The 16,093-nt window shown below is 64.2% G+C and carries 18 protein-coding genes and 1 pseudogene; 16 read left to right on the forward strand and 3 right to left on the reverse strand.

The genetic code is table 11. The features are described 5' to 3' along the window. Positions 1–124: 124 nt before the first annotated feature. The 5 genes from SA2016_RS20225 to SA2016_RS20245 all read left to right on the forward strand — a co-directional run bounded on the left by SA2016_RS20225 (position 125) and on the right by SA2016_RS20245 (position 3,086). Positions 125–769: a nucleotide-binding protein gene (locus SA2016_RS20225; protein ID WP_066503007.1), complete on the forward strand. Its 645-nt coding sequence runs from the start codon at positions 125–127 to the stop codon at positions 767–769. Continuing rightward, positions 756–1,085 (forward strand): hypothetical protein, encoded by a 330-nt coding sequence (locus tag SA2016_RS21650; RefSeq protein ID WP_141305546.1) that lies wholly within the window; start codon positions 756–758, stop codon positions 1,083–1,085. Before SA2016_RS20225 ends, SA2016_RS21650 begins: the two co-directional genes overlap by 14 nt. A 38-nt stretch (positions 1,086–1,123) precedes the next feature. Continuing rightward, entirely contained in the window at positions 1,124–1,318 is a 195-nt protein-coding gene (locus SA2016_RS20230; RefSeq protein ID WP_306505433.1) for a helix-turn-helix domain-containing protein, read from the forward strand. After that, positions 1,311–1,703, forward strand: coding sequence for a helicase associated domain-containing protein (locus SA2016_RS20235; RefSeq protein ID WP_066503013.1), 393 nt, complete (start codon positions 1,311–1,313; stop codon positions 1,701–1,703). Before SA2016_RS20230 ends, SA2016_RS20235 begins: the two co-directional genes overlap by 8 nt. Positions 1,704–2,045: 342 nt before the next feature. After that, the gene (locus SA2016_RS20245; protein ID WP_371326671.1) at positions 2,046–3,086 is read left to right on the forward strand and encodes an IS1595 family transposase; all 1,041 of its coding nucleotides are present in this window, start codon (positions 2,046–2,048) and stop codon (positions 3,084–3,086) included. Here the strand turns inward: SA2016_RS20245 and SA2016_RS20250 are convergent, their stop codons facing one another. Next, positions 3,087–3,446 carry an immunity 8 family protein gene (locus SA2016_RS20250; protein ID WP_066503018.1) on the reverse strand — a complete coding sequence of 120 codons (360 nt, stop codon included), beginning with the start codon at positions 3,444–3,446 and terminating at the stop codon, positions 3,087–3,089. 851 nt (positions 3,447–4,297) lie between these two features. Here SA2016_RS20250 and nrdH point away from each other — a divergent pair. From nrdH to SA2016_RS20300, 11 genes and pseudogenes are all read left to right on the forward strand, one after another. Then, entirely contained in the window at positions 4,298–4,561 is a 264-nt protein-coding gene (nrdH, locus tag SA2016_RS20255; RefSeq protein WP_066503020.1) for a glutaredoxin-like protein NrdH, read from the forward strand. 29 nt (positions 4,562–4,590) lie between these two features. Further along, positions 4,591–5,280, forward strand: a complete 690-nt coding sequence (ssb, locus tag SA2016_RS20260) for a single-stranded DNA-binding protein (protein ID WP_244932823.1) — start codon at positions 4,591–4,593, stop codon at positions 5,278–5,280. Continuing rightward, entirely contained in the window at positions 5,274–5,570 is a 297-nt protein-coding gene (locus tag SA2016_RS20265) for a hypothetical protein (protein ID WP_066503021.1), read from the forward strand. The genes ssb and SA2016_RS20265 overlap by 7 nt, the downstream gene beginning before the upstream one ends. Before the next feature lie 86 nt (positions 5,571–5,656). Beyond that, on the forward strand, positions 5,657–6,028 hold the full coding sequence (locus tag SA2016_RS20270; protein WP_066503023.1) for a hypothetical protein: 372 nt from the start codon (positions 5,657–5,659) through the stop codon (positions 6,026–6,028). A 177-nt stretch (positions 6,029–6,205) separates the two neighbouring features. Beyond that, positions 6,206–7,746: pseudogene (locus SA2016_RS20275) on the forward strand (type I restriction-modification system subunit M). Continuing rightward, positions 7,733–8,977: a restriction endonuclease subunit S gene (locus tag SA2016_RS20280; protein WP_141305726.1), complete on the forward strand. Its 1,245-nt coding sequence runs from the start codon at positions 7,733–7,735 to the stop codon at positions 8,975–8,977. The pseudogene SA2016_RS20275 and the gene SA2016_RS20280 overlap by 14 nt, the downstream one beginning before the upstream one ends. 4 nt (positions 8,978–8,981) lie before the next feature. Next, the gene (locus SA2016_RS20285) at positions 8,982–12,323 is read left to right on the forward strand and encodes a type I restriction endonuclease subunit R (RefSeq protein ID WP_066503028.1); all 3,342 of its coding nucleotides are present in this window, start codon (positions 8,982–8,984) and stop codon (positions 12,321–12,323) included. A 37-nt stretch (positions 12,324–12,360) separates the two neighbouring features. Continuing rightward, entirely contained in the window at positions 12,361–12,621 is a 261-nt protein-coding gene (locus SA2016_RS20290) for a hypothetical protein (protein ID WP_141305725.1), read from the forward strand. A gap of 14 nt (positions 12,622–12,635) precedes the next feature. Continuing rightward, complete coding sequence (locus SA2016_RS20295) at positions 12,636–13,634, forward strand: ATP-dependent DNA ligase (RefSeq protein ID WP_066503034.1); 999 nt, start codon at positions 12,636–12,638, stop codon at positions 13,632–13,634. Positions 13,635–13,843: 209 nt separating this feature from the next. Then, a complete protein-coding gene (locus SA2016_RS21860) occupies positions 13,844–13,981 on the forward strand; it encodes a hypothetical protein (protein WP_169803108.1) in 138 nt (45 codons plus the stop codon). Between the two features lie 13 nt (positions 13,982–13,994). Beyond that, positions 13,995–14,336 carry a hypothetical protein gene (locus tag SA2016_RS20300; protein ID WP_066503036.1) on the forward strand — a complete coding sequence of 114 codons (342 nt, stop codon included), beginning with the start codon at positions 13,995–13,997 and terminating at the stop codon, positions 14,334–14,336. On the opposite strand, the gene SA2016_RS21655 is transcribed toward SA2016_RS20300, so the two are convergent. Beyond that, a complete protein-coding gene (locus SA2016_RS21655; RefSeq protein WP_141305724.1) occupies positions 14,333–14,794 on the reverse strand; it encodes a hypothetical protein in 462 nt (153 codons plus the stop codon). The genes SA2016_RS20300 and SA2016_RS21655 overlap by 4 nt on opposite strands. Then, complete coding sequence (locus SA2016_RS21660) at positions 14,791–15,804, reverse strand: hypothetical protein (RefSeq protein ID WP_141305723.1); 1,014 nt, start codon at positions 15,802–15,804, stop codon at positions 14,791–14,793. Before SA2016_RS21660 ends, SA2016_RS21655 begins: the two co-directional genes overlap by 4 nt. Positions 15,805–16,093 lie beyond the last annotated feature (289 nt).

Below are 16,093 nucleotides of genomic sequence, written 5' to 3' on the forward strand. Positions count from 1 at the left end.
CAGCTGAGGGGGATAGACTCAACCCAGGTCAGTACCGTACTCGTACGAAACCGGAACCAAACAAGTACGAAACAGGTACGGTACTGGTACTAATCAAGTACCAAATGTTCATGGAAGGGGAGCGGTGATCATCACGATTGGTTCAACCAAAGGTGGGGTTGGGAAGTCCAGCCTTACGGTGAACCTTGCGGCCGAGTTGGCCCGGCAGGAGGTTCGATGCGTCATTGTCGACGCCGATCCCACGGCCACGTCCGAGACCTGGGGGCGCGACAGGGGGGAGCGGAGCCCCGAATGCCCCCACGTCACCGTCACGCCGCTGCGCGGAGCCATCCGCAACACCCTGATGGACCTCGAGGAAGCCTACGGGACCGTTCTGGTTGACGTCGGCGGCCACGATTCGCAGGAGTTCCGTCAGGCCGGAGTCACCTCGGATCTGCTCATCATCCCCGCTACGACCTCACAGCCCGACCTCGACTCCCTGGAGAAGGTCTCAGGGCTTCTTGAGGACTTCAAGACCTTCAATCCTCAGCTCAACGTCCGCGGGGTGTTCAACCGCATCGAGAACTGGAGCGACGGCCGTCTGAAAGAGGCCCGCGCCTACGTCAGCGGAGACTTTCCCGAGATTCCCTTCTACGACGCCGTGCTCCACGACCGGAAGGCCTACCAGGACGTGATGCGAGTGGGCAAGGGTGTAATCGAATGGACCGACTACAAGGCCAAGGCTGAATTCCAGGTGCTCGTGAAGGAGATCGTCGATGGCCAAGCCTGAACTGCGCTCACGGCGCCGATCCCTCGATCCCGAACAGGAAGCCCGGATCGCTACGTTCTCCTCGACCCCGGACACCGCACCTGAGCCGACGCCAGAAACCGGGCCTACTGCTGCCCCGAAAGACGCGCAGAAGCCGGCCAAGCAATCGGCCTCACCGACGGCCGAGGAGCCCAAGTCCAAGGGGTTCAACTACCGCATGACTCCGACGCGGCACGCCAAGATCGATGCCATGCGCAAGGAAGACGACAGATCCTTCCAGTGGATGCTGGACAGGCTGATCGACCTGGGAATCGAAGCCTGGGAAGCCCGTAAGTGACTGCGGACGCGGCTGCGCCCGGCCCACGATTTCTGACCTTGAAGGACATCCAGGAGGAGCTGCAGATCTCGCAGTCCCAGGCACTTGCGCTCGTGCGGAGCGGGGAGCTGCGCGCGATCCAGATCGGCGGCCGCGGCCAGTGGCGGATCGAGCGGGCGATGCTCGAGGAGTTCATCGCAGACGCGTACCGCCGCGCCGCGCAGCGCATCGCCGCCGGCGAGGTCGATGGCTGACCTCGACCGCATCGAGCGGGAGCGCATGCTCGCCCAGCTGCGCGAGCTGGGCGGGCTGGCCGCAGGCCCGCCGCCGGCACCAGCCTCAGCCTCTGCCGAACCGGCGCCAGCGCCGAAGCTGACGCCCCGCGAACAGCGGCGGCTCACGGCCCATATCGAGCGCGTGGCCGCCTTCAAGGCAGAGCACGGCCGGCTTCCCAGTGCCGCGCCCACAGCCCCGACGGGGGAGAGGACCCTCGGGGCCTGGCTGTGGCGGCAGCGCAGGGCACGCGAGGGCGGCAGCCTGCACCCCCATGCTGAGGAGCTCCTCGAGCGGGCACTGGGGCTCCACTGGCACCTGTCGCCCCGCAAGGCCCAGGCGCTCGAACAGCGCGGCGGGGAATGAGACAGGCTGCACTGAGCCTCAGCGCAGCCCAAACGCCTCGTTCGGATCAGCGCGGACCGGCCTGAGCCGTTCCGCAGGGACCCACCTCTGCACCACAGCCGGGTCCTCGCTGCCCTCGACCTCCACGCAGTAGACCACCAGCGCAGACCATCGGTAGCTGTGCCGACGCCAGGACACGACGAGCACCTGCCGGGGGAGGACCCCCGGGTCCTGTGTGTCCTTGAACCAGGCGTGCCGCGTCGTCTGCGGCCGCGGCCACACCCGATCACGACGCGGCCTGCTCACCCCTCAAATGTAGAACACACGTATTGGGTATCTGCTTAGCTGAAGTAGGCTATGTGCATGGCCGACATGTCGCCGCAAGTGCCTCGAGCGGGCGTGGACTACCCCAAGACGTTCGGGCAGTTCCAGGAATGGTTCAGCACCGACGAGGCCTGCTTCGAGTACCTTGCGCGGCTGCGCTGGGCGGAGGGCTTCGTGTGCCCGAAGTGCGGCGGGCGCGAATACTGGCGCACTGGTGCCGGGCTGTGGATGTGCAAGGCGTGCTCACGCCGGACGTCTGTCACGGCCGGCACGATCTTCGACCGCACCCGCACGCCGTTGCGAACCTGGTTCGCGGCGATATGGTTCGTGACCTCACAGAAGAACGGCGTGTCCGCCCTCGGGCTGCAGCGCGTCCTCGGGTTCGGCTCGTATGAGACGGCGTGGGCCTGGATGCACAAGCTCCGCCGCGCCATGGTCCGCCCCGACCGGGAGCTGCTCTCCGGGCTGGTCGAGGTCGACGAGAGCTTCATCGGCGGTGTCCACCGCGGGATGCCCGGCATCGGCCCTGACAAGATCTCGGTCCTGATCGCCGCTGAGCATCTGGACCACAACCGGATTGGGCGTATCCGCCTCGAGCCCGGGCCGACCGACCGCAGGTTGGCCCTGGTGAAGTTCGGCCAGCGCGTCGTCGCTCCCGGCTCGACGATCCGCACCGACGGGGCCAGGCAGCTGCGGCGCTTCGCCGACCTGGGCTACCAGCACGAGTACTTCACCCAGCTCGGCTCGGACATCCCGGCGCACGTGAACATGCCGGCGGTCCACATGGCGGCCTCGCAGCTCAAGCGCTGGATCGACGGCACCCTCCACCAGGGCATCTCACGGGAACAGCTGGCCTACTACCTCGACGAGTTCACCTTCCGATTCAACCGCCGCACATCCACCAGCCGCGGGCTGCTGTTCTACCGGCTCCTCCAGCAGGCCACCAACACCGACCCCGCGCCGCTGAAAGACCTCGTCATCCCCCACGACAGCTCTGGCGGCCAGAGACCCCAGAGCACTGCACAAGGGCCGATCTGGCCCGATCAACGGCTACACGTCATCGGCAGTCAGACCAGCTGATCAGGGCCTGGGCCTGTAATCCTCGAACTCCCAGTAGCCAAGCCGCGCGATCTTCTCACCCACGGTCGGCCAATCCGGACCCTCGACAGAGTTGATCTGATTTCGCAGGAAGTCCACTGCCACACCCAGATCGAGCGGTTCGACGATCAGGTGATGGCGACCCACCCGAGGGCCCTGCTCCGTGACCACACGACGCAACCACAACGGAGTGCACACGAGCACATCGAATGACTCCTCGCCGGGGCCGTCGGCCGGGCCAACCATCAGGCTTACCCAGACACCATCGTCGGTGGGATCCTCCGGCTCGTAAGTGTCGAGGTCGACGTCACTGCTGTGCGCCGATCGCAGAACTGCTCTCATAGGAGGTCAATAATGCCGAGTGCCCGTCCCCCTGCCAAGGACATCGGGGACAGAGAGCACTTCAGCTAAGCAGATACCCAATACACACGTTCGATTGCTGGGGTGGGTCGCGCAACCCTGCCGCCCCGCAAAGGTGCGGCTGCTACTGTCGATCCCGTCGCAATCACACCCCTCGCCGGGGGAGTAGACGCGCAAGAACGACGAAGCCCCCAGCCGTCCCCTTTGGCCGGGGGCTTCGCCGTCACCTCAGGCTCAGCGTAGGGATGCGAGTCTGCGGTTGGTCACGCAGGTTCTTCCGAATAGTGGGACAGACAACCATGTGATGACCGATGATCGGCCATCTTCTGTGCGACGGACTGGTGCTCGTAGCCCCGCATTCCGGTCCGGCTCCCCTAGATTTCGAAAACAAGAAGCGGGGCGCCATATAAATGCGGATCGCTGGAACCCAAGAAATTGTAGTGACTGCGGCGTCCCGCTTTTCCGTCCCCTGAAACTCGGAAATGACAGCAAGGCTCAGGACGGGCGAGGGCGGTGGCTCGTGCCCAGGTCAGGCGCCGAACCCACCCGGACCACGGGGCAGGCTGCCGGAAGGCGGCTTCATTCCGAGGACTCCCGCAGGGGTGGCCATGCGGCCGGATATGACGGTCTCACCAACGGTCGGGAAGAGGGAATTTGCAACGAAGCGCCTAATGCATTCGAACACACCAGAATTTGCCCGTAAAGATGCGGGGACAGGCTTCACAATTGCGCGGCCATAAACTAGAATTGAACCATGGAGACGGGGAAGAATGCTTTCCCGGTCGGATCAGGCGAACGAAACCATAATTGCTACGTAACCAAGGACTGCGACCATGGAGAACACGACCCCCGCCATCACCCTCTACAGCAAGCCGGCCTGTGTGCAGTGCACGATGACGAAGAAGGCCCTGGAGAAGAAGGGCCTCGCGTACACCGAGGTCGACGTCACCCAGAACCCCGCCGCCCTCGAGTATGTGACCGAGGACCTCGGGTACTCCCAGGCGCCGGTGGTCGTGGTCGACGAGCACAACCACTGGTCAGGCTTCCGCCCGGACTGCATCGAAGCGACCGCGGCCGCCCTCGGCGCCACCGCCTAAGACCGACAGTGAACCGGGAGGAGGAGACCGTGACCCAGTACACGCAGGAACAGGACCGGGCCTGGATCGAAGGGCGCACCACCCAGCCAGAGCCCACGACACCGGCCCCGCCGGCACAGAGCACCCACCCCCAGGTGCACGCCCTCCAGCACGCACTCGCCCAGCTGCGCGAAGCCCGCTACTGGCCCCACGCAGACCCCCACGTCCAGGCCGCCGTCCGCGAGGCCGCCGCAGCGATCGCCGAGGAGCTCACCCACCACGTCCACGAGGACACCGAGACCGAGCCGCAGGCCGCCCGCCCCGCAGCGGGGGAGGCCGTGACCGTCACGGGCAATCTCGTCGCCGCGCCCCGGCTGGACCGCACCCCCGCCGGCACCCCCGTCACCAACTTCACCATCGCCTCCACCCCGCGCACCTACGACCGCGAGGCGGGGCAGTGGAAGGACGGCGAGACCGTATTCGTCCGCTGCACCCTCTGGCGCGAAGCCGCCCAGCACGCCGCCGCGTCCCTGGCCAAGGGCACCCGCGTCATCGCCACCGGCACCCTCGCCGAGCGCACCTACCAGGCCAAAGACGGCCAGACCCGCACCAGCCAGGAGCTCGACGTCGACGAGCTCGGCGCCAGCACCAAGTTCGCCCCCGTGAACGTCACCCCTCGCCCCGGACGCCGCACCCAGACCCCCGCACCCACACCAGATGAAGGGACAGCACAGTGCTGAACGAGACCGACACGACCACCGGAACCGGCGCGCGCTGGTGGACCGAGGAGTACACCGCCGTCCCCGACCCCATCGAGGCCGACACCGACTACAGCTTCGACACCGCCGCCCAGGCCGCCGAGCACGGTCAGCCCTGGGCCGTCCTCGAGAACCCCAACGCCTACACCCACGGGCCCGTCAACCCCGGCCACTACATCACCGCCGGCCACCACCCCGACGCGGCCTACTACCTCGCCTCCCGCGAGCCCCTCCGCGACGCGGACCGCGGCACCTGGTTCCGCTTCTCCTGAACCCGGCCAGAGGCCCGGGGCTGTCCGCCCCGGGCCCTAAGCTGCCCCCAGAGGCGCACCCACCCGATCACCGGAGGAAGCACGGTATGAGCGAAGACCAGGACCCGATCGTCGTCCAGGAAGCCGACGCCATCTACGAGTCCGTCCGCACCATCTGCCACCACAGCGAAACCCAGCCCGCACCCACGGTGTACCGGGTGCTCGGGAACCTCAAGGGCGCCACGGGCGACATGCTCGCCCAGGCCCTCAACCAGCTCGCCGACGGCCTCGAACGATCCCTCACCGAATACGACGTCTACGAGGACGACGGCGCCGACCCCGCCCTCAACGTCGCCGCAGCGGCCGGACACATGCGCCTCGCCGCCCACCTCGCCGCCGAACTCGGCGGACACCTCTCCGAAGCCCAGAACGCCATCGCCCAACAGGGCTACCGGGCAGCAGGGCATGATGGAGTCTGAGATGCAGCCGACGCCATGACCTGCGGCACCCACCCAGGCCGCCGGTGCCCCCCGCTGGCTCCTGCCACGCGGGACGCGCCATAGGAAGACGACGCGTTTGGGGAGCGGAGGGAGCGTGGCTGGCGTGTCGCTCCTCGCCGATATTCTGTCGTCGTGAAGACGACCGATCTTGCCCGGGTGCGGGCAACTCTTTGGGCTGCCGCCGACGAGCTTCGAGCCAACTCGAAACTCACGCCGGGGCAGTACCGCGACCCGGTGCTCGGACTAGTGTTCCTCGCGTACGCCGAGAGCCGATTCGAAGCGGTACGGGGTGAGGTCGAAGCCGGAGCCAGTGCCAGGAACCCCGTAACGATCGCCGACTACAAGGCGAAGTCGGTGCTCTATGTTCCCGACGAGGCGAGGCTGTCGAGCCTTGTCGACTTGCCGGAGGGCGAGGATGTCGGCAAAGCCACGGACCAAGCCATCAAGTCCATCGAGGAAGCGAACCCCGAGCTCAAGGACATCCTGCCGCGCGGTTACCAGAAGCTGGAACGTTCGACTCTGATCGAGCTGCTGCGGCTCTTCGCACCGCTGCCCACCCAGCTCGAAGGCGACGCCTTCGGTTTCATCTACGAGGACTTCCTCTCCAACTTCGCAGCGCAAGAAGGCAGAGGGGCGGAGAGTACTTCACGCCGTACTCCATCGTCCGCCTCATCGTTGAGATCCTAGAGCCGTTCCAGGGGCGGGTCTTCGACCCGGCCTGTGGGTCGGGCGGTATGTTCGTCCAGTGCGCGAAGTTCGTCGAGCGGCACCACGAGTCCGCCAGCCGTAAGCTCTCGGTCTTCGGGGCCGAGAAGACCGACGACACTGTCCCATTGGCCAAGATGAACCTCGCACTCCACGGGCTCTCAGGGGATATCCGCCAGGCCAACAGCTACTACGAAGACCCGCACAGCGCGGTCGGAGCATTCGACTACGTGATGGCAAACCCGCCCTTCAACGTCGACAAGATCAAGAAGGACCAGCTGGCGGGCGATAGGCGGTTCCCGTTTGGCGTGCCGAAGGCCGACAACGGCAACTTCCTGTGGATTCAACAGTTCTACGCGGCGCTCTCGCCAAAGGGCCGCGCCGGCTTCGTCATGGCGAACTCCGCCGGAGATGCGGGCCACTCGGAGAGGGAGATCCGCAAGCAGCTGATCGAGTCGGGAACCGTCGACGTCATGGTCGCCATCAGCTCCAACTTCTTCTACACGGTCACGCTTCCGGTGACTCTGTGGTTCCTCGACAAGGCCAAGGCCGGCACCCAGCGTGAAGACACCGTGCTGTTCCTCGACGCCCGGCACATCTACAACCAGATCGACCGCGCACACCGCGACTTCAAGGCTGAGCAAATCGAGTTCCTGGCCAACGTTGTGCGGCTCTACCGGGGCGAAGACGTCGAGATCGTTGATGGCAGCGACGCCCTGCTCAGCGAGCACTTCCCCGACGGGAAGTACGTTGACATCGGCGGTCTATGCAAGGTCGCAACTCGCGCCGAGATCGAGGCCCAAGGCTGGAGCCTCAACCCCGGACGGTACACCGGCACCGCGTCGGTTGACGAGAGCGACGTCGACTTCATGGGAGACCTTGAGGCGCTGCACGAGGAGTTCACGATGCTGAGCGATGAGGCCGAAATTCTCCGCGGGAAGATCGACGCAGCGGTAGCTGGAATTCTGGGGGACAACGATGCTTCTATCTGATATCACAGAAGCAATTGTTGACTGCGAGCACAAAACGGCGCCTGAGGGCGATGGATACGCCTACTCCGTAGGCACGAAGGCCATGAAGGGCGGTCGCCTTGTGATGACCGCGACGAAACCCGTCAGTGCCGAAACGTATGCCGGCTGGACTCGGCGAATGCGGCCGAAGACCGGGGATCTCATCCTTGCTCGAGAAGCGCCAGTCGGGGACGTGGTCCGCGTTCCTGAACAGCCGCTGGTGTGCCTCGGCCAGCGTACGGTTCTGATTCGGCCAGATGCGTCCAAGGTGCACCCGAGGTTCCTCCACTACTGGTTGCTGGGGCCCGACGCGCAGGGAGTGATGCGAGCACAGACGGGCGGGGCAACCGTCGGACATCTGAATGTTGAAGACATCCGCAAGCTGAATGTTGAGCCAATGCCAACAGATGCTCGCCATCAGGCGAATGCCGCTGAGATACTTGGGGCGATCGACGACCTGATCGAGAACAGCCGGCGCCGGGCCGAGGTGCTGGAGGACATCGCAAGGACTGTCTTCCGTGAATGGTTCCTGAAGTTCCGCTACCCAGGGCACGCGGATGTGCCACTGGTCGATTCCGCTCTCGGGCCGGTTCCTGAAAGATGGCAGATTCTTCCCGCCTCGAGGGCGATCATCATCAACCCGCGTATCAAGCTCGACAAAACCGTCGGCCATCCATTCATCGCGATGGGTGACCTCGATGAAAAGAGCATGGGATGCCGTCCGAGCGAGGTTCGGTCGAGCGGTTCCGGTGCTAAGTTCGAGCGAGGCGACACTCTGTTCGCTCGAATCACGCCGTGCTTGCAGAATGGGAAGACTGGACTTGTGCAGACGCTAGCTGAAGGTGAGGTCGGCCTCGGATCGACCGAATTCATCGTGCTACGCGGCCAGCTCGTTGGATCCGCATATACATATTGCCTTGCACGAGAAGACAGCTTCCGGGGTCATGCCATCGCGAGCATGAGTGGAGCCAGCGGTCGCCAGCGTGTGCGCAACGAGTGCTTCGACACATACTTGATCGCTCTGCCCCCGCAAGACCTCGCAGATAAGTTTGAAAGCATGCTGGAACCACTTTTCGCCGAGATAGCAGTCTTGTTGAATGAGGTGGAACGCCTCCAAGCCCTCCGTGACCTTCTGCTGCCGAAGCTCGTGACGGGCCAGATCGACATGTCGATGCTTAGCCCGAACGAGTTGCTCGGAGAACTGGCGGCGTGATGACATGACGCCCACCGGTCCGGAGTACTTCTACGTCGAGAAGCCGAGCATCGAGTTGCTGGCACAGCTTGGCTGGACCCCCGTTGACGCCTTCCAAGAGATCTTGGGAGTCGAAGGTACCCTTGGTCGTGATTCCCAGCATGAGGTCGTGCTCACGCATAGGCTCCGGTTCGCGATGCGCAAGCTCAATCCAACAGAGGTGCCCGACTCATCAATCAACGAGGCCATCGAGGTTCTCCTCAAGGACCGCTCGGCCATGGACCGGGTGCGTGCCAACCGCGAAGTCCACAACCTGCTGCGTGACGGCTACCGAGCCGAATGGACGGACCAGAGCGGCGACAAGCAGATCGGGACGCTCCGCTACCTCGATCTGAGAAGCCCCTCGAACAACGACCTTCTGGCTGTGCGGCAGATGTGGGTGAAGGGCAACCTTCACAGCCGCCGCCTTGACCTTGCGTTGTTCGTCAACGGCGTCCCGCTGGTGCTGATGGAGTTCAAGGAGCCCAACGAGCCCGTCAGGTCCGCGTACGACGACAACCTGACCGATTACCGCGACACGATCCCGCAGCTGTTCATACCGAACTGCTTCGTGCTGCTTTCGAATGGCAGTGCCGCGAAAGTTGGGTCGACGTACTCGCCGTGGGCGTTCTTCAACGATTGGAAAGTGATTGATGCCCGCGGGACCCGCGGCGCGATCGCCTTGGAGACCGCCCTGCGCGGCACCTGTGATCCCGTGGTGCTGCTCGACCTGGTCGAGAACTTCGTCGCGTACATGGAGCGTCCCGGCGGACTGATCAAGGTCCTGGCACGTTCGCACCAGTATCTCGGGGTCAACGCAGCGATCGAGAACCTCGATCGGGCACGCGCGGAGCAGGACAAACGCCTCGGTGTCTTCTGGCACACCCAGGGCTCGGGCAAGTCGCTGTCGATGCTGTGGTTCACCCAGAAGGTTCTGCGCCTGGTGCCCGGGAAGTGGACCTTCGTCATGGTCACGGACCGCACCGAACTCGACATCCAGCTGCATGGAGAGTTCGCCGACGCCGGAGCTATCTCGCCCGAGGCCCGGGTGCACGCGGAGTCCGTCGCGCATCTGCGCGAACTGCTGGCCGCTGATCACCGGTACGTGTTCACCCTGATCCAGAAGTTTCAGCCGTCCAAGGGCCTCGGGGAGCGGCAGATGCCGGTGCTCTCGGACCGGTCCGATGTCATCGTCATCACCGATGAAGCGCACCGCAGCCAGTACGACACGCTTGCCCTGAATATGCGCACGGCGCTGCCCAACGCCTCGATGATGGGCTTCACCGGCACCCCGCTGATCGCCGGCGAGGAACAGGCGACCCGTGAGCAGTTCGGTGACTACGTCAGCATCTACAACTTCCGCGACGCCATCGAGGACGGGGCGACGGTCCCGCTCTATTACGAGAACCGCATCCCCGAACTCCAGCTGGTCAACGAGAAATTCTCGGACGAACTCGACGCACTCCTTGAAGAAGCCGAGCTCGACGAGGCCGCGGAGGGCCAGCTGGCGCGCGTTTTCGGCACGCAGTACACGCTTCTGACACGTCCCGATCGTCTGAGGACTATCGCGAAAGATCTCGTTGCCCACTTCGTCGGCCGCGGCTTCAGCGGTAAGGCGATGTACGTCGGACTCGACAAGGCCGCCGCCGTGCGCATGTACAACCTCGTCAAGGAGGCCTGGGCTGAGCATCTGGAGAAGCTGAGGGCCGAGCACGACGCGCTTCCTGAACTGGAGCGACCCTGGCTTGCGTCGCGGATCGAACTGATGGAGACCACCGACATGGCAGTAGTGGTCTCGCAGAGCCAGAACGAACTCAAGATGCTCGACGACCTTGGACTCGATATCCGGCCGCACCGCGAGCGGATGAACCGGGAGGATCTCGCCGAGAAGTTCAAGGACTCCGCAGACCCGCTGCGCCTAGTGTTCGTCTGCGCAATGTGGATGACCGGCTTCGACGCGCCCAGCGTCTCGACCGTCTACCTCGACCGGCCCATGAAGAACCACACCCTGATGCAGACCATCGCTCGCGCCAACCGTGTCTTCCCAGAGAAGGACAACGGCCTGATCGTCGACTACGTCGGCGTCTTCCGGAATCTCGAGAAGGCCCTCGCGATCTACGGAGCCGCGGGAACCGGTCAGCAGCCCATCGAGATTATCGATGCGCTCTCGGGCGAGCTGGATGCCGCCGTAGCCGAGTTGTTCGAGTTCTGCTCCGGCGCAGGCGTGGATCTTGCCGCCATGCGCGATGCGGAAGGGTTCGATCATGTCGCCAAGCGCGACGCCGCCGTCGAGGCGCTGCTAGTGGACGAAGACACCACAACTGACTTCCAGCAGAAAGCCCGCCAAGTACGCAAGCTCTTCAAAGCCCTCTTGCCAGATCCCAAGGCAGCCGCCCAGCAGCGTAACGTCGCCGCAATCCGCGTCCTCGCTGAACGCATCGCGGAAGTCACTCGACCGCCCGATGCAGACCTCGGAGCAGTCACTGATGCGGTGGACGCCCTGCTCGACCGATCGGTCGGTGCGGAGGAGTACGTCATCCGGGCAGCCGCCGAGGGGATCAAGGCCGACCCCTTGATCGACCTGTCGTTGATCGACTTCGAGGGATTGGCTGCCAAATTCGCAGGCCGCAAGCGAGCCGAGACCGACCGGCTGGCTCAACTGCTCCGGCAACGTGCCATCGGAGCAGCGACCCGCAACCCGACCCGGTACGAACTCGTCGAGCGCATCGAAGAGCTGATCACGGAGTACAACGCCGGAAGCGTGAACATCGACGAGTACCTCCGACGCCTGATCGAACTGTCACAGACGCTGACCCATGAGGAGGAACGGTCGGCACGAGAAGGCATGACCGAAGAGGAGCTCGCCATCTTCGATCTGCTGACCCAGCCCGATCCCGTGCTGACCGACGATGAACGCGACACGGTGAGGGCCAGCGCCAAGAAGCTCCTCGATCATCTCCACGACAAGCTCGTCCAAGATTGGCGCCGCAAGGTCGACGTGATGAACGACGTTGACAGCACGATCCGCCGTGTCTTGGACCAAGAGCTGCCGGAAAAGCCCTACACAACCAACGTCTTCACGTCGAAGGTTCGACTCGTCTTCGACCACGTCCTCACCGCTTACGGCGACGACGGGCAAAGCGCCTACACCGCCGGGGATTCCCGATCCTCCATGAAAAGCCCGGAGTACACCGGACCTCTGGATGTCAACAAGATCGCTGACGACGTCGTCTCGCGCATCCACGACGACCCCGTGTTTGCTGCACAGGTTGCCGCGCAGCTGAGCGTCGGGAAAGATGCCGGCACAACAACGTCGGGCCGTAGATAATAGCCGAGCAGGGCTCAGCGCGGATAGCTTGAGTCGCATGAGAAAGCAAGCTGAGCCAATCAGCATGACAGTGCGGCAGCAACCGGATGGGACCTGGTGGGTGCGCATCTGGGACGCTTCGATGCGAATCATGGATGAGGGGCCGCTCAGCTGGGAGGGTGAGGGCGGCTTTCACCTCAGGGGACTCGATTTCGTGCTCCCATGGATCCCTGCAGGCTACGGCTATCAGGGCTGGCAGACGGAAGAAGACGGGTCGTACACCGCCGTGCTGCAACGGCAGGGATTCGGGCGCGACTGACGGGCCACCCCGCTATGCCATCGCCGTGGTCCCGGACGCTGGGCGGCCCGTTCGAGCTCGCCCTGGCCAAGGCCGTCCCGGCCGTCCCCACCCGTGCGGAGACCCTGTACGAGTCGAAGTTCGATGGGTTCCGCGTCGCCCTCGTCGTCGAGGATGACGGGGTCATGCTCTTTTCGCGCAACGGCACTGACCTGACAGCGCGCTTCCCTGAGCTCGCGGCGGCCGCAGCCGAGCAGGTCCCCCCGGACGGGTGCGTGCTCGACGGCGAGGCCGTCATCTGGGGCCATGACCGGCTGGACTTCGACGCCCTCCAGCGCCGCATGGGAGCCGGCCCCGCCACCGCGCGTCGTCTGGCCGCCGAGCAGCCGGCCTCGTTTGTGGCCTTCGACGTGCTCGCGGTGCTCGGGCGGGATGTGCGGGCTATGCCGCTGTCCGACCGGCGGCGGCTGCTCGAGGAACTCGCCGCAGGGTTCTCGCCGCCGCTGGAGCTCTCGCACGCGACGACCGACAGGGCCGAGGCCATGCGCTGGTGGGACGAGCTCGCCCGCACCGGCATCGAGGGCCTGATGGCGAAGTCGCTCAGCCAGCCCTACCGGGGTGCGGAGAGGGCGTGGTCGAAGATCAAGAGACGAGACGACACCGATTCCCTCTGCGGCGCGGTAATTGGGCCGAGGTCCCGGCCGCGTCAGCTCGTCCTCGGCGCCTGGGACACCGACGGCCGGCTGCGGTTCACGGGCCGCACCGCGCTCCTCACGGCAGTGCAGGCGTCGGCTGCGGCCGAGTTCCTCAAACCCCCGGCCGGCGGGCACCCCTGGCCGGAGGAAGTGCCGGCCACAGCCTTTGACCGCTTCGCCCGCGACCGCGGTCCCGTGCGCCTGACGCTCGTGGAGCCGGTCGTCGTGGAGGTTTCGGCGGACTCCGCCAGGTCCGGTGTCGCCTTCAGGCATTCGGTCCGCCTCGCGCGTTTTCGCCCCGACCTCGACCCGACGGCGGTCAGGATCGAGATCGGTTAGCTGAGAATGGTGGGACGCCGCTAGTGAAGTGGCGACCGGTCCTCGTCCGGAGCCCGGGCGGTAACCGCCTCCGTGTCCGCATCCTCTTCCGCCACAGTGGTCCCCCCTATTTTTCCTTCGACCGTGGTTTGCAGCCTACCCGGGGGGCTGGGGAGGGGCGGCCAACCCGAGCCGCCGCCCTGCTGGGTACGCAGGCCTAGGATTGGTCAGTGCAGATCACCGGAATCATTCGTCCCTCGGAAACCCGCGAGATCACAGTCGAGGCCGAGGACTACGAAGACGGCCGGCCCAAGCTCGAGGCACAGATCCCCGAGGGCTGGCAGCTCATCCAGATCAAGATCTCCTGAGGGGACTCCCGGTGTGAGCGCCCTGAACCAGCGCGGCGACTCTGAACCCAACCCAGTCGTGATCCCCGCCGCAGCGATCGATCCCGGGCAGGTCAGCCGCGCGCAGGCACCGATGCCGGTATGGGTACGGCTGACGTTCGACGACGGCCGCCCCGAGCGCACCCAGAAGGGCTTCGCCCTCGCATGGACCGACCAGCACGTCCAAGTCCAAGTCCTCTGGGAGATCTCGTACTACCGCGGGGCCCGCGACTTCTGGACTAACGCCGACCAGATCACCCGGCGCACGATCGAGCCGCAGTGGCTCAGGCACTCCGAAGACTTAGAAGTCTCAGAGAGGTCGGCGCCGAATCGCTAAGCGACAGCAGCAGCCTCTCCGGTGCCATCGGTTGCGATCTCCTCGCGTGCGAGAGCCTTCGCGAGAAGCGCACTTCGAACTTTCCGTTCATCCTTCTTATCCAGGTGACGGTAGTCGACGTAGCAGTGTCCAGGGGCTACTTTTTGTTGTGGCTGGGGCGGGACTCCTGAATCATCTACTGCACGCGTATTCGCAGCATCAACCTCCTCAACCGAGCAGGCCCATACTCCCAGCGACGGTTTGGCGGCGTTGGCTGTATGCCAGTCTCGTGCGTCTTGAGGAGTCGTCTTCGATTCGCGCGCGAACGAAGGCTTACCCTCATCTGCCGTTGCAGGGCCAAAGGCCGTACTAGACGGTTTGCCCTTGTCCATGAGGGGTGGAGTGATCTGACGGTACAGGAGTTCCGAACCGCCATCCAGCTGCACTTCTTCGGGCAAGAGGTCTGCGTACTTTGTCATTCCTTGGTCCTTGCTGCGAAATCTTTAGCGTCTTGCAGGCTCGCTGTCTCTTCTTCTTCTACTTGATTGGTTTCAGTGAGTAGGTCAAACAAAGTGAAGCGGACATCAGGGGAAATTTCGATACTCGTCACCCTCTGAGAAGTGGCCCATTCGAGCTGCACGCCACCATCAGTCAGCGGAAAGATGCCAGGAAGCACACGGTCAATGCTTTCGCATTCAAGCAGGATCTGGCCTGCAGCGTCTAGCGCCGGGAAGGCGATAGGGGCACCGGCCTGAGCGTCGGCGTCCTCCCAACCAGCCCCGAGTGCCGCCAGGGTGAAGAACCGATTCGACCATGGGTTCTTGCCTGTCTCGAGCAACTGGACCTCGGTAACGTTGTCCAGCCGTTCCAGCCGTTCGCCCTCGAAGTGGAGCGTCCCTTTCACTCGGGCTAATGGGCCGTGCTCTTTCCGCTCCAACAGTTGGCGAATGTCGGCGGTCAGCGAGTCTTTCTTGTACGTTCCTCTGACCTGGATTCCGCCATACTTGGCAGTCACCATCGAGAAGCTACGAGTATCAGCGTTCACTTTGATGATGTGGCCGGCTATCTCGCCGCCCTTTTCGACCCGGCGAGCGGGCTTTGGCGGGTCCGATATAGTCTGTCTTCTTTCGGCGAAGGGTAGCATAACCATTTCTCGCAGTTCAGAAGAAACTTCAATACCGTCCTTCAAACTGGGCGTAAGAATTTCGAATTTTGATCCGAGAGGCATGCTTGCGCCGAGATTGAGAAATGCGGGCTCATCGAGGAGATAGAAACCGCTTACGTCCGCTTTCGACCGATCTTCTGGTGAGACGACCAGATACTCGTGCAGGTGCTCGAGGGTTTGCTCGACATCAACGCGGCCGGCCTCGTAATAGTCGTTGTATTTTTCGTATGCACGAGCCTGGGGTCGTTCGAGGACGGAAGTTGCGCTGCCGTCCTCAACGTCACTGAGCGTCAGATGCATGCCTTCAGCAAAGTCTTCAGGCACGGGATCGTTAGGGTGAGCACTACGCCAAGCTGACGTGGCTGCTGTGAGAACGCTCTGCTGGTACCGGAGGAGTTCGGCCAGGGAATCGACCGGTATCCGAGCATTGGCAAACTGAAGGCCCTCCATGTGGAGACGCGCGAATGCCTGCGGAACTATGTTCTCCATGCTGTCAGCCGCGCCGTCCTCGGCTCCCCCGGGCCCATCGTGGGTCATGGAGCAAACAGTACCTTGTTCGTTCCGGTCCGCGCGGAGGCTCAAGCGAAGGGCGCATCGGCAGGCCTTCCTGCCG

It is taken from the genome of Sinomonas atrocyanea, assembly GCF_001577305.1.
Taxonomy (GTDB): Bacteria; Actinomycetota; Actinomycetes; order Actinomycetales; family Micrococcaceae; genus Sinomonas; species Sinomonas atrocyanea.

Coding starts and splice junctions, on each gene's coding strand:
- SA2016_RS20235 (WP_066503013.1), top strand. CDS start 1,311: ATGGCTGACCTCGACCGCATCGAGCGGGAGCGCATGCTCGCCCAGCTG.
- SA2016_RS20290 (WP_141305725.1), top strand. CDS start 12,361: ATGAGAAAGCAAGCTGAGCCAATCAGCATGACAGTGCGGCAGCAACCG.
- SA2016_RS21655 (WP_141305724.1), bottom strand. CDS start 14,794: ATGACAAAGTACGCAGACCTCTTGCCCGAAGAAGTGCAGCTGGATGGC.
- SA2016_RS20285 (WP_066503028.1), top strand. CDS start 8,982: ATGACGCCCACCGGTCCGGAGTACTTCTACGTCGAGAAGCCGAGCATC.
- SA2016_RS20245 (WP_371326671.1), top strand. CDS start 2,046: ATGGCCGACATGTCGCCGCAAGTGCCTCGAGCGGGCGTGGACTACCCC.
- SA2016_RS20280 (WP_141305726.1), top strand. CDS start 7,733: ATGCTTCTATCTGATATCACAGAAGCAATTGTTGACTGCGAGCACAAA.
- SA2016_RS21650 (WP_141305546.1), top strand. CDS start 756: ATGGCCAAGCCTGAACTGCGCTCACGGCGCCGATCCCTCGATCCCGAA.
- SA2016_RS20270 (WP_066503023.1), top strand. CDS start 5,657: ATGAGCGAAGACCAGGACCCGATCGTCGTCCAGGAAGCCGACGCCATC.
- SA2016_RS20295 (WP_066503034.1), top strand. CDS start 12,636: ATGCCATCGCCGTGGTCCCGGACGCTGGGCGGCCCGTTCGAGCTCGCC.
- nrdH (WP_066503020.1), top strand. CDS start 4,298: ATGGAGAACACGACCCCCGCCATCACCCTCTACAGCAAGCCGGCCTGT.
- SA2016_RS20250 (WP_066503018.1), bottom strand. CDS start 3,446: ATGAGAGCAGTTCTGCGATCGGCGCACAGCAGTGACGTCGACCTCGAC.